This window comes from Scandinavium sp. (assembly GCF_051650185.1).
Lineage (GTDB): Bacteria > Pseudomonadota > Gammaproteobacteria > Enterobacterales > Enterobacteriaceae > Scandinavium.
On the sequence record NZ_JBOFIN010000109.1, the window covers coordinates 1 to 24,869 of the forward strand.

The window sequence follows — 24,869 nt, forward strand, 5'->3', positions numbered from 1 at the left end:
GATTTTTTGGTCAGAATATGACGCAGGTTTGCGTGCTTACGCTTAAATCCACCACCACCGGTTTTTTTGAAGCGCTTAGCAGCACCGCGTACGGTCTTAATTTTTGGCATCTTAATAACTTCCACTTCGCATTGTTGAAAAATAGAAACCCAGGCGAACAAAAAGCTGTGAGGCCCGCGAGAGCCCCACAGTGATTGTTACTTGAAGGCCTTACTGTTTCTTCTTAGGAGCAAGCACCATGATCATCTGGCGGCCTTCGATCTTCGTAGGGAAGGATTCGACTACAGCCAGTTCACTCAGATCGTCACGGACGCGGTTAAGCACTTCCATACCGATCTGTTGGTGGGCCATTTCACGACCGCGGAAACGCAGTGTGATTTTGGCCTTATCGCCCTCTTCGAGAAAGCGTACCAGGCTGCGGAGTTTTACCTGGTAATCGCCATCGTCGGTGCCAGGTCGGAATTTAATTTCCTTAACCTGAACAATTTTTTGCTTTTTCTTCTGTTCCTTAGAAGATTTGCTCTTTTCATAGAGGAATTTGCCGTAGTCCATGATTCGGCAAACTGGCGGTTCGGCGTTAGGACTGATCTCTACCAGATCCACTCCTGCTTCTTCAGCTTTTTCCAGAGCTTCTCTCAGACTCACAATACCAAGCTGTTCGCCTTCCAGACCTGTTAAGCGAACTTCCTGAACTCGAATCTCGCCATTGATACGATTCGGACGTGCCGTTTGTACTCGTTTTCCGCCTTTAATACCTTATTCCTCCAGTTGTTGAAGACTGCGGCTGCGTATTTCTGTTAGCAGCTTCTCGATCACTTCGTTTACGTCCATAGTGCCGAGGTCTTTTCCGCGACGGGTGCGCACGGCAACTTTGCCTGCTTCAACCTCTTTGTCGCCACAAACCAGCATATACGGGACACGACGTAATGTGTGCTCGCGGATTTTAAAGCCAATCTTCTCATTTCTCAAGTCTGCTTTTACGCGAATGCCCGCATTTTGTAGTTTACGCGTCAATTCGTTAACGTATTCAGACTGTGAATCGGTGATATTCATCACCACCACCTGCACCGGTGCCAGCCATGTTGGGAAGAATCCGGCGAACTCTTCGGTCAGAATACCGATGAAGCGTTCGATGGAACCCAAAATAGCACGGTGAATCATCACCGGCACCTGACGCTCGTTGCTTTCGCCCACATAAGAGGCGTTCAAACGCTGCGGCAGAGAGAAGTCTAACTGTACTGTTCCGCACTGCCATGCACGATCGAGGCAGTCATACAGGGTAAATTCAATTTTCGGGCCGTAGAAGGCACCTTCACCCAGTTGATACTCAAACGGGATATTGTTTTCTTCCAGAGCCACGGCCAGATCGGCTTCCGCACGATCCCACATCTCATCACTACCGATGCGTTTTTCCGGACGAGTCGACAGCTTGACGACGATTTTCTCGAAGCCAAAAGTGCTGTACATATCATAGACCATACGAATACAGGCGTTAACTTCATCACGCACCTGCTCTTCAGTACAGAAGATATGCGCATCATCCTGGGTAAAGCCACGGACACGCATTAAGCCATGCAGTGCGCCGGATGGCTCGTTACGGTGGCAGCTACCGAACTCCGCCATACGCAGCGGTAAGTCACGGTAAGATTTCAGACCCTGGTTAAAGATCTGGACGTGACCCGGGCAGTTCATTGGCTTGATGCAGTATTCACGGTTCTCTGAGGAGGTGGTGAACATCGCATCTTTGTAGTTGTCCCAGTGGCCGGTTTTTTCCCACAGCACACGGTCCATCATGAACGGGCCTTTCACTTCCTGATACTGATACTCTTTCAGCTTAGAACGCACGAAAGTTTCCAGTTCACGGAAGATAGTCCAGCCGTCATTATGCCAGAACACCATGCCCGGCGCTTCTTCCTGCATGTGGTACAGGTCAAGCTGCTTGCCGATTTTACGGTGGTCACGCTTGGACGCTTCTTCCAGGCGTTGCAGATAGGCGCTTAACGCTTTCTTATCGGCCCATGCGGTGCCGTAGATACGCTGCAACATTTTGTTGCTGCTGTCGCCACGCCAGTAGGCGCCTGCGGTTTTCATCAGTTTAAAGTGATGACAGAAACGCATATTCGGCACGTGCGGACCGCGGCACATGTCGACGTATTCTTCGTGATGATACAAGCCAGGCTTGTCATCATGCGCGATGTTCTCATCAAGAATGTTGACTTTATAGCTCTCACCACGCTTCACAAACGTTTCGCGTGCTTCGTGCCAGCTCACCTTTTTCTTGATGACATCGTAGTTTTTCTCCGCCAGCTCGTGCATACGCTTTTCGAGGGCGTCGATATCTTCCTGGGTCAGGGTGTGGTCGAGGTCAACGTCGTAGTAAAAACCGTTATCAATGACCGGACCGATAGCCATTTTGGTGTTCGGCCACAGCTGTTTGATAGCGTGTCCCAGCAGGTGCGCACAGGAGTGACGGATGATTTCCAGACCGTCTTCGTCTTTCGCGGTAATCAGCGAGAGCGTCGCGTCCTGTTCAATGATATCGGAGGCATCGACCAGCTCACCGTTGACACGGCCAGCGATAGTGGCTTTCGCCAGGCCTGGACCGATATCCAGAGCAACATCCATGGGGCTTACAGCGTGGTCGAAATGGCGTTGACTGCCATCAGGAAGAGTAATTACAGGCATTTTATATCCTTATTTACAGTGGTGCCCCACACGAAAGAGCACATGCAAAATCGATTAGTATATTCATATCAGAGAGTTGGAAGGTTTTATTTGCTTCACTCTGCAAACTGTGGACATCTGGATGTCGAAAATCCGCAATGCCCCTGCCTTCGCCTTCTGATAACGAACCAACATGGTACACGTCATTGTGTGGTTATTAAAGGATGACGTAAATTGAAGACGTTACTCTCCTAGATATCCTGCTTCCTGCGATGAGGAAACTGGCGATACTCGAACGCCCTGACCTCACCCGTAGGCAGTTTGTTGATGAAAATCTGGCGCCCTTCACGAATCGCTTTGCTGATCGCCGTCTGGTGGACACCAATGGCTCTCGCCGCTTTTACCTGCCCCACTTCCTCAACGTATTTCGCGAGTGAAATTTTCATGTCGCGCACCTCCGTGGCATAACCCTGAAACAATACGCTAAGTATTAAAATTAACAATACCGGCGGTATTTTTATTTTAAGAGCCTGGGTATTACTATTTGAATATGGGAAAGAAAAAAGACATTACGCCGGCTCAGGCGGAAGACGCCAAACGCCTTAAGAACCTTTATGAGGCAAAGAAAAAACTGCTCGGCGTTACCCAGCAGTCGATTGCTGATGAGCTGGATATTACCCAGGGTGCCGTAGCCCACTACCTTAATGGACGCAACCCGCTGAATCCCTCAATCGCCCGGATTTTCGCGCAGCAGCTTCAGATTCCCGTTGAAGACTTCAGCCCGTCCATTGCCCGGGAATTAGCCAGCATGGGCATGATGGGCTTCAATGAATCCATCGCGCCGTATACAGTTAACGCCATTCCAGTCAAAGGATACCCGGTGCTCAGCCGCGCCCTGGTGGGTCCATGGTATGAAGCCTCTGAGTCCTTTTCGGTACAAGACGTTGATCAGTGGCTGTACTCAGATGCCCGGATCCTGGGCAAAGCGTTCTGGTTCAAAGTAGATGAAGATTCGATGACCGCACCCACGGGCCTGAGCATTTCTGAAGGAACATTTGTGCTCTTTGATACCGGACGTGAGCCCGTCAATCACAGTCTGGTCATGGCGAGACTGAGCGGAACCAGCGAAGCAACGTTCAAAAAACTGGTTATCGATGGAGGCAAATCCTGGCTGAGAGGCTTAAATCCCCAGTGGCCATTTACCCCGATTGACAGCACATGCCAAATGTTTGGCGTCGCTATCGAAACCAAATGCATACTGACATAACCATTCTGTAGACTTATCCGGCCTGCTCCCGCCCCTCGTCAGACATCATGCCTTTCCTGATACCATCCGCGTCACCTCACTGAAATTTAAATAAAGATTTGCAACACCCTGATGATTGCTGTGGGTTAACGTTTTCGGGAACATAACCGCTTTTTACTGGAGCACTTATGCGAGAACTTCTGGCCCTTCTGCAGCGGTATGGCATCGATCTGAACCACCCTTCGTCGCTGTTCATGGTATTCAGCTTTATTATCGTTTCTGCGCTGATTGTGCATTTTATTTTGCACCGCGTAGTCCTGCGTACCATCGAAAAACGCGCCAGCAATGGGAATACCCTGTGGTTGCAGATTTTCACGCAAAACAAGCTCTTCCACCGCGTGGCGTACACTCTTCAGGGCATCCTGGTGAACATCCAACTGGTATTGTGCCTGAATGCAGGTAGCCACGTGGGTGCACTGTTCAGCACCGCCGCACAGCTCTGGATTTTGCTGTTTGCCCTGCTCTCTTTCTTCTCTTTACTCGACGTCGTTCTCAAACTTTCGCGTCAGTATCAATTTGCCGGGCAGTTGCCACTGCGAGGGATTTTCCAGGGCGTGAAGCTGGTTGCCGCCTCGATCATTGCTATCCTGATGATCTCTTTGATGATTGGTAAGTCGCCGGCAATTTTGTTCAGCGGTCTGGGCGCAATGGCTGCGGTATTGATGTTGGTCTTTAAAGATCCATTGATGGGGCTTGTTGCCGGGATCCAGCTTTCTGCTAATACCATGCTGCACATGGGTGACTGGCTCGAAATGCCGAAATACGGCGCCGACGGCACCGTTATCGATATTGGCCTGACCACGGTGAAAGTGCAGAACTGGGATAACACCATTACCACCATTCCGACTTACGCTCTGGTTTCCGATGCTTTTAAAAACTGGAGCAATATGTCCGCTTCCGGTGGCCGCCGCATTAAACGTAGCGTGTTTATAGACAGCACCAGTATTCACTTCATCTCTGAGGAAGAGATTGCACGCTTAAGCCAGGCGCATTTGTTGAAACCGTGGCTGGAAGAGCGCCGCCAGAAAATGGCGAACAGCACCGCTAAAAGCAGCGTGCTCAATGGGGAAAGCGTGACCAACATTGGCGCTTTCCGCGCATGGCTGACAGAGTATCTGCATCAGCATCCAAAACTGCGCAAAGACATGACGCTGATGGTGCGCCAGTTGCCGCCCGGCGCAGAAGGATTGCCCCTGGAGATTTATGCCTTCACCAACACCGTCGAGTGGCTGAAATATGAAGCCATTCAGGCGGATATCTTCGACCATATCTACGCGGTGATTGAAGAATTTGGCTTGAGAATTTACCAGCGCCCTTCTGGCAATGATTTACGACCACAGGCCTTAGCGCTCGACTAATTGTTTCTCGCAGGGTGCATCAGGCCCCCTGCATAAAGGGCTTCACCTGAATCCCTTCCTCATCCAGCCGTAAACGGATCTGGCGGGCCATTTCAACGGCGCCGGGGCTATCCCCATGAACGCATATTGACTGTGCGGCAATGGGCGTAAACACGCCTTCCACGGACTCCACTCCGCCGTTAATAATCATTTGCACCACACGCTGTGCGACTTGCTGTGGATCGTGAAGCACGGCTCCGCGCTCACGCCGTGAAACCAGAGTACCATCCTGATGATACGCCCGGTCAGCAAAGGCTTCCGCCACGGTAGTAATACCGTCTTCTTGCGCCCAGGTAATCAGGCGCGAGCCTGCCAGCGCCACCAGCGTTAACGTTGGGTCAACCGCCAACATTGCAGCAATCACTGCCCTCGCCTGGCGCTCATCATTGGCGATGGTGTTATATAAAGCCCCGTGAGGTTTGACATAGCTCACCCGCGTCCCTGCCGCAGCGGCGAGCCCTTGCAGCGCGCCTATTTGATAGATGACGTCAGCGGTAAGTTCATCGCTGGAGATATCCATATTCCGACGGCCAAATCCAACCAAATCCGGATAAGCGACGTGTGCGCCAACAGAGATATTCAAACGTTTTGCTGCACGCAGCGTAGAAAGTATTCCCGCAGGCGATCCCGCGTGAAAACCACAGGCCACATTCGCACTGCTGATGAGAGGCAAAATTGCTTCGTCATCCCCCATCCTCCACTGGCCGTAGCTTTCACCTGAGTCACTGTTGAGATCAATGGCCGGAGCTGAACACATCGCAATCCTCTCCCTGTTAGTCTTTCGTTAAGGTCTGTTGGGTTATCACTGTTATACCGCGTTACCCCAGGAGACGAAAATGGACTTTGCGACACTGATACAGTCCGTCACAGGATTTATCAGCAACCACCCGCATCTGGCGCTGGGCGTCGTTTTCTTGTTGGCCTTCGGCGAATCACTGGCGTTTATCTCACTGTTGCTCCCGGCCACCGTCATTCTTTTGGCGACCGGGGCCTTAATCGGTGAAAGCGAATTGACCTTCTTTCCGGTCTGGTTGGCCGCCACCCTTGGCGCATTTTTCGGAGACTGGGTGTCCTGGTGGCTGGGTTATCGCTACAGCCATCGCGTGATGAGTGTCTGGCCGCTATCACGAAAACCTGAGCTGATTGAGCGCGGACATCTGTTTTTTGCTCGTTGGGGGGCGTGGGGAGTGTTTATCGGCCGCTTTTTTGGGCCATTGCGTGCGGTAGTCCCGCTCATTGCCGGGGTCTGCACTATGCCAGCCCACAAATTTCAACTGGCGAACGCGCTTTCTGCAATGGTGTGGGCATTTGGCATTCTGGCACCAGGCGCGCTGGGTCTGCCCTGGCTTGCAGCGTTGTTCTGAACAAACAAAAACAATCAGGCCGGAAAATTCCGGCCTGATACATTACATCTTATAACCCAGCGTTACCGTAGTGCGCTTGTCGGTATGCTCTGGCGCGGAAGATGGCGGCTCGGAGTTCCAGGTGACGTTGTACGCCACTTTCAGGCCAAAGTTATCGCTGATAGCGACATCCAGCGCAGTCTCGGAGTTGATGGTGGTGTCATCGGCACCAAACACCGACAGACCCTGGGTGAATTTGGTGGTGTCCGTCATCTGCCAGGCGTAGGTTCCTGACGCGTAACCCAGCGGCTGAGTTTTGGTATCGCCGTTGGTGTACTCGTCATAACGAACGCCCGGACCGAATTCGAAACGCAGGCTGTGAACCGGACCGTTGAGGATCTGACGACCGTAACCAGCGGTGAACACGTCACGCTGACGGTAGCCGTTGAAGCGGTCGGTGAGCCAGCTTGCCTGACCAAACAGGTAGTCGTAGTCAGTCATGTTGTAACGCGAACGTCCGCCTACCTGATAGGTTTCGGAAGAGCGTTCATCGTTGGAAGAGGTGTTGCTGGCATTGCCCCAAAGCGACCATGCTGTTGAGTTGCCGTACCAGGTCAGCGTGGAGTCAGCAGTCAGGGAAGAACTTTTAGTATTGCCAGACTGTGCCAGGTAACCACCGTTGATCTTGCCTTCAAACGGTTTCTTCGCTGTGGAAGGGTCGTCCATGACAGTAAAAACGGTATTGTCAGCCATTGCATGCAGCGACGCAAAAAGGCCCCCCGCCAGCACAACCACTGCGGGTACTGTCTTGAAAAGCTTCATTTATTAAGAGTCCGTACAACAAAAAAAGAGACCATTACGGTCCCGGAAACTTTCGCGAGGAGCAACGATTGCGGCCCTAAGAAAGGTAACAAATTATAAAAAGGCCCGTTTAACATAGCAATGAATTCTTATTTCATTTTTTGAATAAGAAGGATCTCAAATGCTCTTTTATTTCATAATAAACGACCGCAAAAATAGAGTGTAAATCTGCGCAAAATCATGCCATTGCCATTGTCTTAACCGAGCCATCAGTGCCAGGCTTATCTCTGCTCATGTTTGCAAGCCCTCTTGTGGGCCATAAAAGGAGGTAATTGAATGGCGAACATTTATACGCTCACGCTGGCACCTTCGCTCGACAGCGCGACACTGACCCCGCAAATCTATCCCGAAGGCAAATTACGCTGCACCGCGCCCGTTTTCGAACCCGGCGGGGGCGGCATTAACGTTGCGCGAGCCATTACATTTCTTGGCGGCAAAGCCACCGCCCTCTTCCCCGCAGGCGGTGCCACGGGTGAACACCTGGTTTCTTTGCTGCGCGAAGAACGTGTCCCGGTCGAAACCGTTCAGACGCAAGACTGGACCAGGCAAAACCTCCACGTCCATGTTGAAACCACAGGTGAGCAATATCGCTTTGTCATGCCCGGAGCCGCACTGACAGATAACGAGTTTCACCATCTCGAAGAGCAAGTCCTGAAAATTGAGACTGGTGCGATTCTGGTTATCAGTGGCAGTCTGCCGCCTGGGGTCACGCTGAATAACTTCGTCAATTTATTAAAAGCTGCCCAATCGCACGGCCTGCGCTGCGTGGTCGACAGCTCGGGTGAAGCTCTGGCCGCTGCTCTGGAAGTGGGTGATATCGAACTGGTAAAACCAAATCAAAAAGAACTGAGCGCGCTGGTTCATCGTGATTTGACTCAACCGGATGATGTGCGTAAAGCCGCCGAAGAGATAGTCCGCAGCGGTAAGGCCCGCCGTGTCGTGGTTTCTCTTGGCCCACAAGGTGCACTGGGTGTCGATGCCACAGGGAGTGTGCAGGTGGTTCCACCACCGGTGAAAAGCCAGAGTACCGTTGGCGCGGGTGACAGCATGGTCGGCGCAATGACGCTCAAGCTTGCTGAAAAAGCCTCACTGAAGGAAATGGTGCGTTATGGCGTGGCGGCCGGGAGCGCGGCAACCCTCAACCAGGGGACTCGCCTGTGCTCGCTCGAAAATACGAGAAATATCTACGATTACCTGTGTCGGGATTAATCGCAACCCCCGCTGCCAGCGCGGCGGGAGTCGCCAAATCGCAGGTTTCGACTATGCTATCAAAACTCCATGGATAACAATGAGGTTTCCGATGAGCGGCGAAATAACGCGCTACGTAGTCACCGTCAGCTTCCATGAAGAGACGCTGACGGAGCTGAACGAGCTCAATAACCATCTGACTCGTGCAGGCTTCACCCTGACGCAGACCGATGATGAAGGCAAGGTTCACGAACTGGGGACCAACACCTTTGCGCTGGTCAGCCCACTCAGTGAAGAAGAAGTGAAAGCGCTAACGTCAGGGCTGGCGGAAACGGCGATTGGTCAAACGCCAGAGATCCAGATTCTGACGTTTGAGCACTGGCTGAAGGAGAATGCAGCCTCCTGATTTGTTTTAAAGCGCACAGTTGTGCGTCAGTTCGAGTTTTTCCACCGCATTTATGCGCTAACCTTATGATCTGGCAGAAAACATGGGGAGAGAGAGCATGTGGCAAGCTATCTGTAGCCTGTTAAAAGAGCACGGAGACGGCGAAATCGAGCTGCGTAACGAACTGCCTGGCGGAGAAATCCACGCCGCATGGCATTTGCGCATCAGCGGCCAGGATTACTTCGTTAAATGCGATGAGCGCGAAATGCTGCCCATCTTCACCGCCGAAGCTGACCAGCTTGAGCTGCTTTCACGCAGCAATACAGTGACGGTGCCGGAGGTCTTTGCCGTCGGCAGCGACCGCGACTACAGCTTCGTGGTGATGGAATATCTTCCACCACGCCCTCTCGATGCCCACAACGCGTTTTTGCTGGGCCAGCAATTAGCGCATCTTCATCAGTGGAGCGATCAGCCGCAGTTTGGCCTCGATTTTGACAACGATCTCTCCACGACACCGCAACCTAACGCCTGGCAGCGTCGCTGGTCCACCTTCTTCGCCGAACAGCGCATCGGCTGGCAGCTTGAACTGGCGGCCGAAAAAGGCCTTGAGTTCGGTAACATCGATGCCATTGTGGAACACATTCACCAACGGCTTAGTTCACACCAGCCACAACCTTCCCTGCTGCATGGCGATCTGTGGTCAGGCAACTGTGCGCTAGGGCCAAACGGACCCTATATTTTTGATCCAGCCTGTTATTGGGGCGATCGGGAATGCGATTTGTCGATGCTACCGTTGCATCCGGAACAACCGCCGCAGATTTATGACGGGTATCAGTCCGTTTGTCCATTGCCGCAGGGTTTTCTGGAGCGCCAGCCGGTTTATCAGCTGTATACGCTGCTCAACCGTGCCATTTTGTTTGGTGGGCAACATCTGGTGACGGCACAGAAAGCGCTGGAACGGGTTCTTGCTGCTTAACCGGATAAAAAAAGCCCCGTCATAGCGGGGCTTCATGTTTTAGTTTATTTGTACGCCTTTGAGACGGAATTCAATATTCATCGTGATGCCGGTGCCGGGCTTACCCTGCTCGTAGCGCCATTTGCGCATCGCCGATTTCACTTCACGCTCAAACATATTCGACGGTTTGGCTTCGAGAATTTCCACGTTGGTGACGCTGCCATCTGCCGCCACGTCAAACTTCACGCGAACTTTCCCTTCAATTCTTAACGCCAGAGCTCGCTGAGGATACTGCGGTTCGCCGCGGCTCAAAGCACGTGGCCCCGTTGGAGCAGTGACCGTTGGCTTACTGGTTGCTGGCGCGGTGTTGGCGACCGGGCGAGTCTGCGTATTGGTATTTTCAAACGGCGACGCCGGGCGCGGCTCTACTGGCTGACGCTTTGGCTGTTCGACTTTTTTCTCGGGCTTCGGCTTCGGCTTCGGTTTGGGCTTCGGCTTTGGCTCGGGCTTGTGAATAACAACGGGCGCTTCTTTTGGCGGCTCAGGCACCACTTCCGGCTCTGGCTCGGGCTCAACGACTGGTTCAGGCGCTGGCGGCTGTGCTGCTGGCGGTTCGAGATCGGCCGGGGCCACCATCGTGACCGTAATCGGCTGGGCGGGGGCAGGAAGTTCAATAACCTGATGTACCGATGTATAAAGCAGTCCCGCTACAACGGCACCGTGGATAGCCACAGAGAGCAACGTGGGCCACGGAAAACGGCGAGGTAAATCGAGGGTCATTGAAGTCATAATCGCTGCTGTTGAAAAATGATGCCTCGATTTTAAATGCAAATAGCAATCATATTCAATAACGCATCTTATCTTCGGTCAACTTTCTGCCGCTGTTGGCGAAAAAAAACGCATTCATTAACGTGAAATCAGGGCCACAGGAACTTTGCATTGCAGTCACAGACACTTTGAAATACCGTGTTTCGACCATTGATTAATAAGGAGCTGTGCCCGTGCTTTATGTGATTTATGCTGAAGATGTCGCCGACTCTCTGGAAAAACGCCTGTCGGTTCGCCCTGCTCACCTTGCCCGCTTACAACTGCTTCATGATGAAGGCCGTCTTTTAACGGCGGGCCCGATGCCTGCGGTAGACAGCAACGATCCGGGCGCAGCGGGTTTTAGCGGTTCTACGGTCATTGCCGAGTTTGAATCACTCGAAGCGGCTCAGGCCTGGGCGGAAGCCGATCCGTATGTCGCCGCTGGCGTGTACGGCACTGTGAAAGTACGTCCGTACAAGAAAGTGTTCTGAGACCCAAAACGAAGGGCACCGCATGCGGTGCCCTTTGTGTTCTCAGAATTCGTAAATGGCAAACAGCAGTGAATTTCGCTGCCGGCTCACCAGACACTTTCTGATTGAGTGGATGCGAATATTGCGCCGCGACTGGGCTTCCAGCCAGCGAGCTTTACGACGGTTTGCCTGTCTAAGCATCCGCCAGCGCCCCACTTCATTTCTGCTACGCTTCATTTCAACATCTCTGAGATGAAAGAGCGCATAGTATAAACCCTTGTGTTCGGCTGACCAGTGCTTTCGCCCCTGTTTTTATTTGCGAGAATAATCGGTGCGCGTAAACTCATAACGACAGGCTTTCAAAAGGAATTTTATGACAACCTTCTACACCGTGGTGAGTTGGCTGGTCATTCTGGGGTACTGGTTGCTCATCGCAGGTGTGACATTACGCATCCTGATGAAACGCCGCGCGGTGCCTTCAGCGATGGCATGGTTGCTCATCATCTACATTCTTCCTCTGGTCGGTATCATTGCCTATCTGTCGTTGGGAGAGTTGCATCTGGGGAAACGCCGCGCCGAACGCGCCCGTGCCATGTGGCCTTCCACCGCGAAATGGCTTAACGATCTTAAAGCCTGTAATCACATTTTTGCTGAAACCAACAGCCCGGTCGCCAGCTCGTTGTTCAAACTGTGCGAGCGCCGTCAGGGCATTGCGGGCGTTAAAGGCAATCAACTGCAGCTGCTTACGGAATCCGATGACGTGATGCAGGCGTTGATTCGTGATATCCAGCTTTCCCGACATAACATCGAGATGGTGTTCTACATCTGGCAACCCGGCGGCATGGCCGATCAGGTCGCGGAATCGTTGATGGCAGCCGCACGCCGCGGCGTACATTGTCGCCTGATGCTGGATTCCGCAGGCAGCGTCGCTTTCTTCCGCAGCCCGTGGGCAGCGATGATGCGCAATGCCGGCATTGAGGTCGTGGAAGCGCTGAAGGTTAACCTGATGCGTGTGTTCCTGCGCCGCATGGATTTACGTCAGCACCGTAAAATGGTGATGATCGATAACTATATCGCCTATACCGGCAGCATGAACATGGTCGACCCGCGCTTCTTCAAGCAGGATGCCGGAGTCGGTCAGTGGGTCGATTTGATGGCCCGCATGGAAGGCCCTGTCGCCACCTCAATGGGCATTGTCTACTCTTGCGACTGGGAAATTGAAACCGGGAAGCGCATTCTTCCGCCCACGCCGGATAACAACATCATGCCGTTTGAAGAAGCAAGCGGCCATACCATTCACACCATCGCTTCCGGGCCTGGTTTCCCCGAAGATTTGATTCATCAGGCATTACTGACCGCGGCCTATTCCGCACGCGAATACCTGATTATGACCACGCCCTACTTCGTCCCGAGTGACGATCTGCTGCATGCTATCTGCACGGCTGCACAGCGTGGTGTGGACGTCAGTATCATCATGCCGAGGAAAAATGATTCGGTGCTGGTTGGCTGGGCGAGCCGAGCCTTCTTTAATGAGCTGCTGGCAGCGGGCGTAAAAATTTACCAGTTCGAAGGTGGTTTGCTGCATACCAAGAGCGTACTGGTGGATGGCGAGCTTAGCCTGGTCGGTACCGTGAATCTGGATATGCGCAGTTTATGGCTAAATTTCGAAATTACACTGGCCATTGACGACGCTGGATTCGGCGGTGACCTCGCCGCAGTACAGGATGACTATATCTCCCGCTCACGCCTGCTGGATGCGGGATTGTGGGCAAAACGTCCACTCTGGCAGCGTATCGCCGAGCGACTGTTTTACTTCTTTAGTCCATTGCTGTAAAACGTGCCCATCAGCTAAGAACCAGGGTGTCATCATGGATATGGATTTGAATAATCGTCTGACCGAAGACGAAACGCTTGAGCAGGCTTACGATATCTTTCTTGAACTGGCCGGCGATAACCTCGACCCGGCAGATATCATTCTGTTCAATCTGCAGTTTGAAGAGCGCGGCGGTGCCGAGCTGTTCGACCCGGCAGAAGACTGGCAAGAGCATGTGGATTTCGATTTGAATCCTGATTTCTTTGCCGAAGTGGTAATTGGCCTGGCGGATACCGACGGTGGCGACATTAACGATATCTTCGCTCGCGTGCTGCTGTGCCGCGATAAAGACCATAAAATTTGTCATATCCTGTGGCGTGAATAATTCCACCCGTTAGTTGCAAAAAGGCTGCCTTCGCAGCCTTTTTTATTGTTCATTGCCCGGCGGCGCTACGCTTGCCGTGCCTGGGTTAATTTGCTTCCGCAAGCGCTACAAAACTGCGCGTCTTTATCATGACCCGAATGATGACAAGCCGGGCAACGCCGTGCATTGCGGCGATTCTGGTATTCGTTACTCATGTGGGTGGTAATCAGCCCGGTGGGGATCGCAATCACCGAATAGCCGATTAAAATCAGCAGCGAAGCGAGCGTTCTCCCCAATGGGGTGTGCGGCGCAATGTCGCCATACCCAACCGTTGTCGCGGTCACAATCGCCCAATACACGGAGGTTCCGAGCGTTGTAAAGCCATTCTCCGGCCCTTCGATGCCATACATCAGCGAGCCAAACACCACCATCACGATAGCTATCAGGAAATAAAACACCATCAGTTGATGGCGTGCGCTGATAATGGCGTCCGCAAATATCCGCAGTGAGGGCATGTTGCGCAGGAGCTTTAAGATCCTCAACACCCTGATAGTCCGAAATGCCAAAAGGTAATTCAGGCCGATCTCCGGCCACAGCCACAGGATATAAAGCGGCAGAATGGTGATTAAATCCAGAAGCCCCCAGAAGCTGAATACATATTTTGCAGGTCTCGGCCAACACAGGATGCGCAGAATATATTCGAAGGTAAACGCCAGGGTGATGACCACTTCCAGCAGCATGAAACCACGCCACTGCTCGAAGGTCAGGTGATATTGCGTACCAAAGCCGGATTCAATAAAAACGATGACCACGCTAAAGAGCGCAAATAATCCGCAGAATAACTCTGTACGGCGGCCGGAGACGGTACGCTGGTCAAACAAAAAATGGTAGAGGCGCTGACGAAGCGAATGCGGATGTGTCGACACCATGACCTCACGATGAAAAAGGGCTGACAATTGTCAGCCCTGCGGATTATAGCGGGTCAACCTTAAGACACGAAACCGCATGTCGGAAGCTGCCCTCCAGCACCGGACGCGTTTTCGCACACTCCGGCCCGGCAATTGGGCAACGGGTGCGGAAGACACAGCCCGATGGCGGATTAATCGGAGAAGGCAACTCCCCTTCCAGCAGCTGGATGGTTTTGTTTTTCTCCAAATCCGGGTCCGGGATCGGCACCGCTGACATCAGCGCTTTGGTGTAGGGATGGAGCGGGTTGTGATAGACCTGATCGTACGTCCCCAGTTCAACGGCGTGACCCAGGTACATGACCAGCACGCGATCGGAGATATGCTTCACCACCGCCAGATCGTGAGCGATAAAGATAAGCGACAGGCCCATCTCACGTTGCAGCTGCTGCAGCAAGTTGACGACCTGCGCCTGAATCGACACATCCAGCGCGGACACTGGCTCATCACAGATAATCAGTTTCGGCTCAAGGATCAGCGCACGAGCGATACCGATACGCTGACACTGGCCGCCTGAAAACTCATGCGGATAGCGGTTAACCAGGTTCGGCAGCAAGCCCACCTTCATCATCATCGCTTTCACGCGATCGCGCACTTCCTGGCGCGGCATGTTCGGATGATAGGTACGCAATGGCTCGGCGATAATATCGCCGATGTTCATTCGTGGGTTCAGGGAAGCCAGCGGATCCTGGAAAATCATCTGGATATCGCTGCGCACGGCACGCCATTCATCTGGCTTCATGCCGAGCAAATCTCTGCCCAACCACGCCACTTTGCCGTCAGTGGCTTTCACCAATCCGATGATCGCGCGGGCAAAAGTCGATTTACCGCAGCCGGATTCGCCCACCACGCCCAGGGTTTCCCCTTCGTACAGACGCAGCGTAACGCCATCCACCGCCTTCAGGGTTTTCGACGGCTGCCAGAACCACTGTTTGCCATCTTTGATATCGAAATGCACTTTAAGATCGGCAATTTCGAGAAGTACTTTTCTTTCGTCGGTCACGGCGTTCATACCAGATCCCCCACCGGTTTAAAGCAGGCGCGTAAGCGGCCAGGCGCAAAGGCATCCAGAGGTGGAGCGCTGTTGCAAATCTCCATCGCGTGCGGACAACGCGGCTGGAACGGACAGCCTTTCGGCAGACGCATCAGGTTTGGCGGGTTGCCAGGAATGGTCAGCAGTGATTCGCCTTCCGCGTCAAGGCGCGGCACGGCATTCAGCAGACCCATTGAGTACGGGTGCGCCGGATGATAGAAAACATCACGCGCGTTGCCATATTCCATGGTACGACCGGCGTACATCACCAGCACCTTATCGCAGATCCCTGCCACAACGCCGAGGTCGTGGGTGATCATGATAATGGCCGTATTGAATTCACGCTTGAGCTCGTTGAGCAGCGTCATAATCTGTGCCTGAACGGTCACGTCCAGCGCGGTGGTTGGCTCATCGGCAATCAGCAATTTCGGTCTGCACAGCAGCGCCATCGCGATCATCACGCGCTGACGCATACCGCCGGAAAACTCGTGCGGATACATACGCATGCGCTTACGCGCTTCCGGCATTTTGACCGCATCCAGCATTTTGACTGACTCTTCAAAGGCTTCGGCTTTGCCCATGCCTTTATGCAGCATCAGCACTTCCATCAGCTGTTCGCCGACACGCATATACGGGTTCAGCGACGTCATCGGGTCCTGGAAGATCATTGAAATCTGTTCCGCACGCAGCTTGTTCAGCTCGTTCTCCGGCAGATTCAAGATCTGGCGGCCGTTAAAATTGGCGACGCCGCCAATCCGGCCATTAGAAGCCAGCAGCCCCATCAGGGCGAACGCCGTCTGGGATTTGCCGGAACCGGACTCGCCCACAATGCCCAGTGTTTCACCTGCTTTCAGGCTGAAGTTCAGATCGTTCACCGCCGTGACATCGCCATCTGGCGTGGCAAAGGTGACGCGTAAATCTTTTACATCCAGCAGCAGACCTGTGGTGTTCTGCTGCGAGGCGTTAACCATTTCAATCGTGCTCATGGCATCACTCCTTAGCGGTCTTTCGGGTCGAGGGCATCACGCAGGCCATCGCCGATAAAGTTGAAACAGAACAGGGTCACCACCAGGAAACCAGCCGGGAACATCAGCAACCATGGAGACACTTCCATGGAGTTGGCGCCATCGCTTAACAATGCGCCCCAGCTGCTGAGTGGCTCCTGGGTACCCAGACCGAGGAAGCTCAGGAATGATTCAAACAGGATCATGCTTGGCACCAGCAGCGAGGCATACACCACGACCACGCCAAGGACGTTTGGCACGATATGGCGAACGACGATATTTGCCGTTGATACGCCACCGACATGTGCCGCTTCAATAAACTCTTTGCGCTTGAGGCTCAGCGTCTGGCCGCGCACAATACGCGCCATATCCAGCCAGGACACCATCCCGATAGCCACGAAGATCAGCAGGATGTTTTGACCGAAGAAGGTCACCAGCAGGATAACGAAGAACATGAACGGGAAGGAGTTGAGGATCTCCAGCAGGCGCATCATGACGGAGTCAATTTTGCCGCCGAGGTAACCGGAGAGTGAGCCGTATAAGGTGCCCAATACCACCGCAACCAGCGCTGCGGCGATCCCAACCATCAGAGAGATACGACCACCAATTGCAACACGAACCAGCAGGTCACGCCCGGAGGAGTCGGTGCCGAAATAGTGCCCGGAGGTCATGTCCGGTGCACTGGACATCATGCCCCAGTCAGTATCGAAGTAGCTAAACTGTGACAACATCGGTGCCAGGGTGACAAACAACGCAATCACCACCAGCACACAGAGGCTGGCAACGGCTGCGCGGTTATGCATAAAGCGACGGCGGGCATCCTGCCAAAGGCTACGGCCTTCGACATCCAGTTTTTCACTGAAGTTTTCCAGCGCCTCGCTGTTTTTCTTACTCAACATCATGGCGAACTCCAGTGTCAGTAACGGATTTTCGGATCGATAACGGCATACAGCACGTCAACAATCGCGTTAAACAGAATGGTCAATGCACCGACCAGAATGGTCAGGCTCAACACCAGCGAGTAGTCACGGTTCAGTGCCCCGTTCACGAACAGCTGGCCGATGCCCGGCAGACCGTAGATGGTTTCGATAACCATCGAACCGGTGATGATGCCGACAAACGCAGGCCCCATATAAGAGAGCACAGGCAGCAGCGCAGGCTTCAACGCATGGCGGAAGATGATACGGCGCATCGGCAGCCCTTTCGCCCGCGCGGTGCGGATGAAGTTAGAGTGCAGCACTTCAATCATGGAACCGCGGGTAATACGCGCGATGCTTGCGATATACGCCAGGGAGAGCGCGACCATCGGCAGGATCATAAATTTCAGCGCCCCGCCATTCCAGCCACCGCCCGGCAGCCAGTGCAGCGTGATGGCGAAGATCATGACCAACAAGGGGGCGACCACGAAGCTGGGTATGACGACACCGGTCATTGCCACCCCCATGACCGCGTAATCCCATTTTGTATTTTGATTAAGTGCAGCAATAACGCCTGCGCTTACCCCCAGAATCACCGCCAGGAAGAAGGCTGCAAAGCCTAATTTCGCAGAAACCGGGAAGCTTGCCGCCACCAGGTCATTCACGGAGTAATCTTTGTATTTGAATGACGGCCCGAAATCGCCATGAGCCAGCTGCTTCAGATAGTTGAAGTACTGGACGCTCATCGGATCGTTGAGATGATATTTGGCTTCAATGTTCGCCATGACTTCTGGCGGCAGCGTACGTTCACCGGTAAATGGACTGCCCGGCGCAAGACGCATCATAAAGAAAGAGATCGTTATGAGAATAAAGAGTGTCGGAATTGCTTCCAGACAGCGACGTAAAATAAATTTCAACATTGCCCGTACCTCTGGCGTGTGCCTTTACATATCCCGGGTCAGCCTGTCGCTGAGGGTTATGTGATAGTGCGATGAAATAAGACACAGTGAGGCGGCATCGCGCCGCCCCACGGATTGCCATTAGTGCTTAATGATGTACAGATCTTTGGTGTAGATATTGTCCATCGGGTCTTTACCGGTATAACCGCCCACCCATGGTTTCACCAGGCGTGCGTTAACGTAGTAATAAACCGGAACGATGGCTGAGTCTTTGCCCAGTTGCTGTTCAGCTTTGTCGTACAGCGCAACACGTTGTGCTTCGTCAGTCACCTGCAACGTCTGCTTCATGATCGCATCAAACGCCGGGCTCTTATAGTGTGCGGTGTTCATAGAGCTGTCGGACAGCATGGTGTTCAGGAAGGAAGTCGGTTCGTTGTAGTCCGCACACCAGCCGGCACGCGCGACGTCATAAGTTCCCTGGTGACGGGTGTCGAGGAAGGTTTTCCATTCCTGGTTCACCAGTTTCACGTCAACGCCCAGATTTTTCTTCCAGATAGATGCCGCAGCAATAGCCAGTTTCTTGTGCAGATCAGACGTGTTGTACAGCAGGTTGAAGGTCAGCGGCTTGTCTGCGGTGTACCCTGCTTCGGCCAGCAGTTTTTTCGCTTCGGCGTTACGCTGCTCCTGGGTCAGTTTGAACCAGTCTGGCTCGGTCAGCTTCGCGCCGTCAGTGTACGGCGGGGTGTAACCAAAGGCTGGCAGGTCGCCCTGTGCTTTCACTTTATTGGTGATGATGTCGCGATCCAGGCCCAGTTTCAGCGCGGTACGGACGCGAACATCGGTGAACGGCGCTTTCTGGTTGTTGATTTCGTAGTAGTAGGTGCACAGATACGGATCAACGTGAACTTCGGTTGGGATCTCTTTTTTCAGCTTCTGGAACAGCTCAATCGGCAGGTTGTTATAGGTCATGTCGATTTCGCCGCTGCGGTAGCGGTTAACGTCAGTCACTTCAGAAGAGATTGGCAGATAAGTAATCTGGTCGATAACGGTTTGCTTGTTGTCCCAGTAATTCGGGTTGCGCTCCATCACGATGCGCTCGTTCACGACCCAGTCTTTCAGCTTATACGCGCCGTTGGTGACGATATTGGCTGGCTGAGTCCACTTCTCACCGAATTTCTCGATAGCAGTTTTGTTGACCGGGGACATCGCCGGGTTCACCAGCAGTTTGTAGAAGTAAGGTACCGGCTCGCTCAGAGTGACTTCCAGAGTGTGGTCGTCGATGGCTTTCACGCCGAGATCGGAGGTCGGTTTTTTGCCTTCAATGATTTCATCAACATTGAGGATGTGACCATACTGCGGATAGCTCGCATACGGAGACGCGGTTTTCGGGTCAACCAGACGCTGCCAGCTATAAACGAAATCTTGTGCCGTTACCGGCTCACCGTTGGACCATTTCGCGTCTTTGCGCAGGTGGAAGGTCCACACTTTAAAATCTTTGTTATCCCAGCTTTCTGCCACGCCCGGAATCGGGTGACCGTCTTTGGTGGAGGTAATCAGCAGGCCTTCAAACAGGTCACGGCTGACGTTAGCTTCCGGAACACCTTCAATTTTGTTCGGGTCTAACGACTGAGGTTCCGCGCCGTTGTTACGGATCATGGTCTGTTTATCTGCCAGTTTAACGCCCGCAGGAACGTCTGCAGCCATTGCACTTCCTGCGATAAGTGCAGCGAATACGCCTGCTGCGATGAGGCTTTTTTTTGTGATGATGGTCATTGTGTTGATACTCCGCTCATTATAATTACTGACTTTGTCAGCCTGTTTAATCCCCTAAGGGGTTCCCGATTAGCGCAGGAGTGAAAGCGCCCGTCGGGTGGTTACTGCGTGCTATCACCGACTTTTTTATTACGGTCACTCTATTTCGGCAACCTTACGTCGATTCTTTAAGCCATCCCCCCTGTCGGGATGACATCTGTTCTTTTTTCGCCCGGAGATTTATTTGAAAATTATTCTCATCTCCGTGTTTTATGCGGCAAAATGCCTCGGCGGAAAGTATCAAATGCACTTACTGCCCGCCAATACAATTTGCAAATTTGTTAACCAATTCTCTTTTGTGACAATAGCTTCAAATGAAACACGGCGTTATCGATAACAGCGCCTGGTAATTAATATTTAAATTTCAACAGATTGCAATTCACAACTAGCGTGTTGCTCTCTTTTCCGATTTTGCGATCGTTTTTTGTACATAAATTTAACATTTGGTTATTATTTAGCACATTACTCTGCCTGTGAGCTGAAATTACTAATATCATTTCAATGATCGCACGGCAAGCGTAAGAGTATCATGTTAATGAAATAACATTATTGCTGCGGGAACCATCCCGCACCTGGCACATTAAGTCATTGATAGATAGGAGATTGACAGGTCATAACACGAGGTTATTACTGAGGGGTATTTCAATTTTATTGATATATTTTGCTAATAAAGGAAAGAAGGACGAGGCCTGTGTCGACCTCGTTTTGGAGAATCCTCAGGCAAGAAGACCTGGGAAGATGGATTTGATACCGGCCACGATAAATTCAATGCCAAGCGCCATCAGTAATAAGCCCATAATACGGGTGATGACGTTGATACCCGTTTGCCCTAACAGACGCACCAGCCACGGAGCAATACGGAACAAGCCCCAACAGCAGGCCGCAAAAAGTGCAATCGCCACGGAAAAACCAATCAGATGCGCCCAGTTGTGATAGCGCGTTCCCCAAACGATAGTCGAACTGATTGCCCCCGGCCCGGCCATCAGCGGTAATGCCAGCGGCACAACCCCAACACTTTCACGGATTGCGGTTTCTGACTTCTCTTGCTTGTTCTGTTTATCCTCGCCGAGCTTCCCGCTGATCATCGACATCGCGATGGTTACTACCAGAATGCCCCCCGCAATGCGGAACGAGTCAATTGAGATGCCGAAAAGCTGCAGGATGCCGTCCCCCAGAAACAGGGAGGTCCACAAAATGATGGCCACAGACACGTTCGCCGTCAGGTTGGTTTTGTTTCGCGCAGGCGCTGACTGGTAGCTGGTCATGCTGATGAAAACCGGGATGATGCCTACCGGGTTGACCAGCGCGAATAAGCCAATGAAAAATTTGATATACGTTGGAAAATCGAACAGCGATTGAATCACGGTAACCCCGCGCCCTCATCAATTGTGGTAGTTGACGTTCAATACTTCTAAAAACCGCGCTGAAGATACGCTTTTTGGCAGTATTCTTCACCACAAATCTGTCAGAAAACGCTACCAATACACGTTGTTATGCAATTGTATAAATTATGCTAATGTAAAATCGGTTCGAAAGGTCGATCTTTTAACACTTGATACAACCCGCTAAAAACGGCCTGCTGAAAGGAGTCAGCTTGGTGTAATCTTGATTTAGATCACGTAATTCGTACTCAGAAGTGGGTAATCTTGAAGTCGCACCAGGGAGTAGCCCGGTTCCTCAATCGGGTGTAATGGAAGGCTCTTTTAGTAAATCAAGTGGATTGAAGGTCGAAAGTAACCTGTTGGTTTTATGGCTCTTACGCAAGCTGTTGGTGGTCTGTCTATACTGACGTATCGCGCAGCTGATTTACTAAAAAAGTTTAACATTATCCAGGAGAGCATTATGGCTGTTACTAATGTCGCTGAACTGAACGCACTCGTTGAACGAGTGAAAAAAGCCCAGCGTGAATATGCCAACTTCACCCAAGAACAGGTTGATAAAATCTTCCGCGCGGCCGCTCTGGCTGCTGCAGATGCTCGAATCCCTCTCGCGAAACTGGCGGTTGCCGAATCCGGTATGGGTATCGTGGAAGACAAAGTGATTAAAAACCACTTCGCTTCTGAGTATATCTACAACGCCTATAAAGATGAGAAAACCTGTGGGATCCTCGACACTGATGAAACCTTCGGTACCATCACTATCGCTGAGCCTATCGGTATTATCTGCGGTATCGTTCCTACTACCAACCCAACTTCTACTGCGATCTTCAAATCGCTGATCAGCCTGAAGACTCGCAACGCAATCATCTTCTCTCCACACCCACGTGCTAAAGATGCAACCAACAAAGCGGCAGATATCGTGCTGCAGGCTGCTATCGCTGCGGGTGCACCAAAAGATCTGATCGGTTGGATTGACCAGCCTTCTGTTGAGCTGTCCAATGCCCTGATGCACCACCCGGATATCAATATGATTCTGGCAACCGGTGGTCCAGGTATGGTTAAAGCAGCATACAGCTCCGGTAAACCAGCAATCGGTGTAGGTGCCGGTAACACTCCAGTTGTCGTTGACGAAACGGCAGATGTGAAGCGTGTTGTCGCTTCCATCCTGATGTCCAAAACCTTCGACAACGGCGTTATCTGTGCTTCTGAACAGTCTGTTATCGTGGTTGACTCCGCTTATGCCGCAGTGCGCGAGCGTTTCGCTTCCCACGGTGGCTACATGCTGCAGGGTAAAGAGCTGAAAGCCGTTCAGGACATCATCCTGAAAAATGGCGCACTGAATGCCGCTATCGTCGGTCAGCCAGCAACCAAAATTGCTGAACTGGCAGGCTTCACAGTCCCAGCGGACACCAAAATCCTGATCGGCGAAGTCAGCGTTGTTGACGAATCCGAGCCGTTCGCTCACGAAAAACTGTCTCCGACTCTGGCCATGTACCGTGCCAAGAACTTCGAAGACGCCGTTGTTAAGGCGGAAAAACTGGTTGAGATGGGCGGTATCGGCCACACCTCTTGCCTGTACACCGACCAGGACAACCAGCCAGAACGCGTTAAATTCTTCGGCGACAAAATGAAGACCGCGCGTATCCTGATTAACACCCCTGCTTCTCAGGGTGGTATCGGTGACCTTTACAACTTTAAACTCGCACCTTCCCTGACTCTGGGTTGTGGTTCATGGGGTGGTAACTCCATCTCTGAGAACGTTGGTCCTAAACACCTGATCAACAAGAAAACCGTTGCTAAGCGAGCTGAAAACATGTTGTGGCATAAACTTCCGAAATCTATCTACTTCCGCCGTGGCTCTCTGCCAATCGCGCTGGACGAAGTGATTACCGATGGCCACAAACGTGCGCTGATCGTGACTGACCGCTTCCTGTTCAACAATGGCTATGCTGACCAGATCACTTCTGTGCTGAAAGCGGCTGGCGTTGAAACTGAAGTGTTCTTCGAAGTTGAAGCTGACCCAACGCTGAGCGTTGTTCGTAAAGGTGCAGAGCTTGCGAACTCCTTCAAACCAGACGTGATCATCGCGCTGGGTGGTGGTTCCCCAATGGACGCCGCGAAAATCATGTGGGTGATGTACGAGCATCCAGAAACTCACTTCGAAGAACTGGCGCTGCGCTTTATGGATATCCGTAAACGTATCTACAAGTTCCCGAAAATGGGCGTGAAAGCGAAGATGGTTGCGGTCACCACCACTTCCGGTACCGGTTCTGAAGTCACGCCGTTTGCGGTTGTGACTGACGATGCAACAGGTCAGAAATACCCACTGGCTGACTACGCACTGACGCCTGATATGGCTATCGTTGACGCTAACCTCGTCATGGAAATGCCTAAGTCTCTGTGTGCGTTCGGTGGTCTGGATGCAGTAACCCACGCTCTGGAAGCTTATGTTTCTGTACTGGCATCTGAGTTCTCTGACGGTCAGGCTCTGCAGGCGCTGAAACTGCTGAAAGAAAACCTGCCAGCGTCTTACAACGAAGGTTCTAAAAACCCTGTTGCCCGTGAACGTGTTCACAGTGCAGCGACCATCGCCGGTATCGCGTTTGCTAACGCCTTCCTCGGTGTGTGTCACTCCATGGCGCATAAACTAGGTTCTCAGTTCCACATTCCACACGGTCTGGCGAACGCCCTGCTGATCAGCAACGTTATCCGTTACAACGCGAACGATAACCCAACTAAGCAGACAGCATTCAGCCAGTACGACCGTCCACAAGCGCGTCGTCGTTACGCAGAGATCGCTGACCATCTGGGTCTGACCTCTTCCAGCGACCGTACTGCAGCGAAAATCGAGAAACTGCTGGCATGGCTGGACAGCATCAAGGCTGAACTGGGTATTCCTAAGTCCATCCGTGAAGCTGGCGTTCAGGAAGCTGACTTCCTGGCACATGTTGACAAACTGTCTGAAGACGCGTTTGACGACCAGTGTACCGGTGCTAACCCACGTTACCCTCTGATCTCCGAACTGAAACAGATCCTGCTGGATACTTACTACGGTCGTGAGTTCACTGAAGGTGAAGTGGCAGAGAAGAAAGCCGCTGCTCCGGCTAAAGCTGACAAAAAAGCGAAAAAAACCGCTTAATCGTTAGCTGAATAAAAAACCCGCCGAATGGCTAACACCGATCGGTTAAGCAGAATGATCGGTTGAACGATCCGGCGGGTAGACGACAATAGCCTCATCAATTTTCTGATGGGGCTTTTTTATGCTTTCTTCCTGGCTCGACGATACCCAAACCTGGGCCGAACCCGC

25 protein-coding genes are annotated in these 24,869 nt (G+C 52.3%); 10 read left to right on the forward strand and 15 right to left on the reverse strand.

The window, feature by feature from the left end:
* The 4 genes from rpmI to ACRCWW_RS14775 form a co-directional block, all read right to left on the reverse strand.
* A partial coding sequence (gene rpmI, locus ACRCWW_RS14760) for a 50S ribosomal protein L35 (RefSeq protein ID WP_438683100.1) occupies positions 1–110 on the reverse strand: 110 nt, incomplete at its 3' end.
* A 100-nt stretch (positions 111–210) separates the two neighbouring features.
* A complete protein-coding gene (gene infC / locus ACRCWW_RS14765) occupies positions 211–753 on the reverse strand; it encodes a translation initiation factor IF-3 (protein ID WP_319627598.1) in 543 nt (180 codons plus the stop codon).
* Between the two features lie 3 nt (positions 754–756).
* On the reverse strand, positions 757–2,685 hold the full coding sequence (gene thrS / locus ACRCWW_RS14770; protein WP_438683082.1) for a threonine--tRNA ligase: 1,929 nt from the start codon (positions 2,683–2,685) through the stop codon (positions 757–759).
* Positions 2,686–2,915: 230 nt separating this feature from the next.
* Positions 2,916–3,110 carry a Cro/CI family transcriptional regulator gene (locus ACRCWW_RS14775; protein WP_438683083.1) on the reverse strand — a complete coding sequence of 65 codons (195 nt, stop codon included), beginning with the start codon at positions 3,108–3,110 and terminating at the stop codon, positions 2,916–2,918.
* Positions 3,111–3,214: 104 nt separating this feature from the next.
* On the opposite strand from ACRCWW_RS14775, the gene ACRCWW_RS14780 reads away from it, so the two are divergent.
* The gene (locus tag ACRCWW_RS14780; RefSeq protein ID WP_438683084.1) at positions 3,215–3,931 is read left to right on the forward strand and encodes a LexA family protein; all 717 of its coding nucleotides are present in this window, start codon (positions 3,215–3,217) and stop codon (positions 3,929–3,931) included.
* Positions 3,932–4,098: 167 nt separating this feature from the next.
* Positions 4,099–5,328 carry a mechanosensitive ion channel family protein gene (locus tag ACRCWW_RS14785; protein ID WP_438683085.1) on the forward strand — a complete coding sequence of 410 codons (1,230 nt, stop codon included), beginning with the start codon at positions 4,099–4,101 and terminating at the stop codon, positions 5,326–5,328.
* A gap of 19 nt (positions 5,329–5,347) precedes the next feature.
* Here ACRCWW_RS14785 and ACRCWW_RS14790 read toward each other — a convergent pair whose 3' ends face one another.
* The gene (locus tag ACRCWW_RS14790) at positions 5,348–6,124 is read right to left on the reverse strand and encodes a LamB/YcsF family protein (RefSeq protein WP_438683086.1); all 777 of its coding nucleotides are present in this window, start codon (positions 6,122–6,124) and stop codon (positions 5,348–5,350) included.
* Between the two features lie 79 nt (positions 6,125–6,203).
* Here ACRCWW_RS14790 and ACRCWW_RS14795 point away from each other — a divergent pair, with 79 nt between their 5' ends.
* Entirely contained in the window at positions 6,204–6,731 is a 528-nt protein-coding gene (locus ACRCWW_RS14795; RefSeq protein WP_438683087.1) for a DedA family protein, read from the forward strand.
* A 42-nt stretch (positions 6,732–6,773) separates the two neighbouring features.
* Here ACRCWW_RS14795 and ACRCWW_RS14800 read toward each other — a convergent pair whose 3' ends face one another.
* Positions 6,774–7,532, reverse strand: coding sequence for a DUF481 domain-containing protein (locus ACRCWW_RS14800; protein ID WP_438683088.1), 759 nt, complete (start codon positions 7,530–7,532; stop codon positions 6,774–6,776).
* Between the two features lie 315 nt (positions 7,533–7,847).
* On the opposite strand from ACRCWW_RS14800, the gene pfkB reads away from it, so the two are divergent.
* The 3 genes from pfkB to ACRCWW_RS14815 all read left to right on the forward strand — a co-directional run bounded on the left by pfkB (position 7,848) and on the right by ACRCWW_RS14815 (position 10,120).
* Positions 7,848–8,780 (forward strand): 6-phosphofructokinase II, encoded by a 933-nt coding sequence (gene pfkB / locus ACRCWW_RS14805; RefSeq protein ID WP_438683089.1) that lies wholly within the window; start codon positions 7,848–7,850, stop codon positions 8,778–8,780.
* Positions 8,781–8,871: 91 nt separating this feature from the next.
* Positions 8,872–9,165 (forward strand): type V toxin-antitoxin system endoribonuclease antitoxin GhoS, encoded by a 294-nt coding sequence (gene ghoS / locus ACRCWW_RS14810; RefSeq protein WP_438683090.1) that lies wholly within the window; start codon positions 8,872–8,874, stop codon positions 9,163–9,165.
* Between the two features lie 97 nt (positions 9,166–9,262).
* Positions 9,263–10,120 carry a fructosamine kinase family protein gene (locus ACRCWW_RS14815; protein ID WP_438683091.1) on the forward strand — a complete coding sequence of 286 codons (858 nt, stop codon included), beginning with the start codon at positions 9,263–9,265 and terminating at the stop codon, positions 10,118–10,120.
* A 39-nt stretch (positions 10,121–10,159) separates the two neighbouring features.
* Here the strand turns inward: ACRCWW_RS14815 and tonB are convergent, their stop codons facing one another.
* Positions 10,160–10,888: a TonB system transport protein TonB gene (gene tonB / locus ACRCWW_RS14820; protein ID WP_438683092.1), complete on the reverse strand. Its 729-nt coding sequence runs from the start codon at positions 10,886–10,888 to the stop codon at positions 10,160–10,162.
* A gap of 212 nt (positions 10,889–11,100) precedes the next feature.
* Between tonB and ACRCWW_RS14825 the strand changes: the two genes are divergently transcribed.
* Entirely contained in the window at positions 11,101–11,397 is a 297-nt protein-coding gene (locus ACRCWW_RS14825; RefSeq protein ID WP_438683093.1) for a YciI family protein, read from the forward strand.
* Between the two features lie 42 nt (positions 11,398–11,439).
* Here ACRCWW_RS14825 and ACRCWW_RS14830 read toward each other — a convergent pair whose 3' ends face one another.
* A complete protein-coding gene (locus tag ACRCWW_RS14830; RefSeq protein ID WP_330982684.1) occupies positions 11,440–11,613 on the reverse strand; it encodes a YciY family protein in 174 nt (57 codons plus the stop codon).
* A gap of 136 nt (positions 11,614–11,749) precedes the next feature.
* Here ACRCWW_RS14830 and cls point away from each other — a divergent pair, with 136 nt between their 5' ends.
* A complete protein-coding gene (gene cls / locus ACRCWW_RS14835; protein ID WP_438683094.1) occupies positions 11,750–13,210 on the forward strand; it encodes a cardiolipin synthase in 1,461 nt (486 codons plus the stop codon).
* Between the two features lie 34 nt (positions 13,211–13,244).
* Positions 13,245–13,574: an HI1450 family dsDNA-mimic protein gene (locus ACRCWW_RS14840; protein ID WP_319627527.1), complete on the forward strand. Its 330-nt coding sequence runs from the start codon at positions 13,245–13,247 to the stop codon at positions 13,572–13,574.
* Positions 13,575–13,639: 65 nt separating this feature from the next.
* Here ACRCWW_RS14840 and ACRCWW_RS14845 read toward each other — a convergent pair whose 3' ends face one another.
* From ACRCWW_RS14845 to ACRCWW_RS14875, 7 genes are all read right to left on the reverse strand, one after another.
* Positions 13,640–14,482, reverse strand: a complete 843-nt coding sequence (locus ACRCWW_RS14845; RefSeq protein ID WP_438683101.1) for an ion transporter — start codon at positions 14,480–14,482, stop codon at positions 13,640–13,642.
* 43 nt (positions 14,483–14,525) lie between these two features.
* A complete protein-coding gene (oppF, locus tag ACRCWW_RS14850) occupies positions 14,526–15,530 on the reverse strand; it encodes a murein tripeptide/oligopeptide ABC transporter ATP-binding protein OppF (protein ID WP_404656859.1) in 1,005 nt (334 codons plus the stop codon).
* A complete protein-coding gene (locus ACRCWW_RS14855; protein WP_438683095.1) occupies positions 15,527–16,537 on the reverse strand; it encodes an ABC transporter ATP-binding protein in 1,011 nt (336 codons plus the stop codon). The genes oppF and ACRCWW_RS14855 overlap by 4 nt, the downstream gene beginning before the upstream one ends.
* An 11-nt stretch (positions 16,538–16,548) precedes the next feature.
* Positions 16,549–17,457, reverse strand: coding sequence for an oligopeptide ABC transporter permease OppC (oppC, locus tag ACRCWW_RS14860; protein WP_438683096.1), 909 nt, complete (start codon positions 17,455–17,457; stop codon positions 16,549–16,551).
* A 14-nt stretch (positions 17,458–17,471) separates the two neighbouring features.
* Entirely contained in the window at positions 17,472–18,392 is a 921-nt protein-coding gene (gene oppB / locus ACRCWW_RS14865) for an oligopeptide ABC transporter permease OppB (protein WP_330982691.1), read from the reverse strand.
* 120 nt (positions 18,393–18,512) lie between these two features.
* Positions 18,513–20,144 carry an oligopeptide ABC transporter substrate-binding protein OppA gene (gene oppA / locus ACRCWW_RS14870; RefSeq protein WP_438683097.1) on the reverse strand — a complete coding sequence of 544 codons (1,632 nt, stop codon included), beginning with the start codon at positions 20,142–20,144 and terminating at the stop codon, positions 18,513–18,515.
* A gap of 755 nt (positions 20,145–20,899) precedes the next feature.
* Complete coding sequence (locus ACRCWW_RS14875) at positions 20,900–21,547, reverse strand: YchE family NAAT transporter (RefSeq protein WP_438683098.1); 648 nt, start codon at positions 21,545–21,547, stop codon at positions 20,900–20,902.
* A gap of 478 nt (positions 21,548–22,025) precedes the next feature.
* Here ACRCWW_RS14875 and adhE point away from each other — a divergent pair, with 478 nt between their 5' ends.
* A complete protein-coding gene (gene adhE / locus ACRCWW_RS14880; protein ID WP_438683099.1) occupies positions 22,026–24,701 on the forward strand; it encodes a bifunctional acetaldehyde-CoA/alcohol dehydrogenase in 2,676 nt (891 codons plus the stop codon).
* Positions 24,702–24,869: the final 168 nt, after the last annotated feature.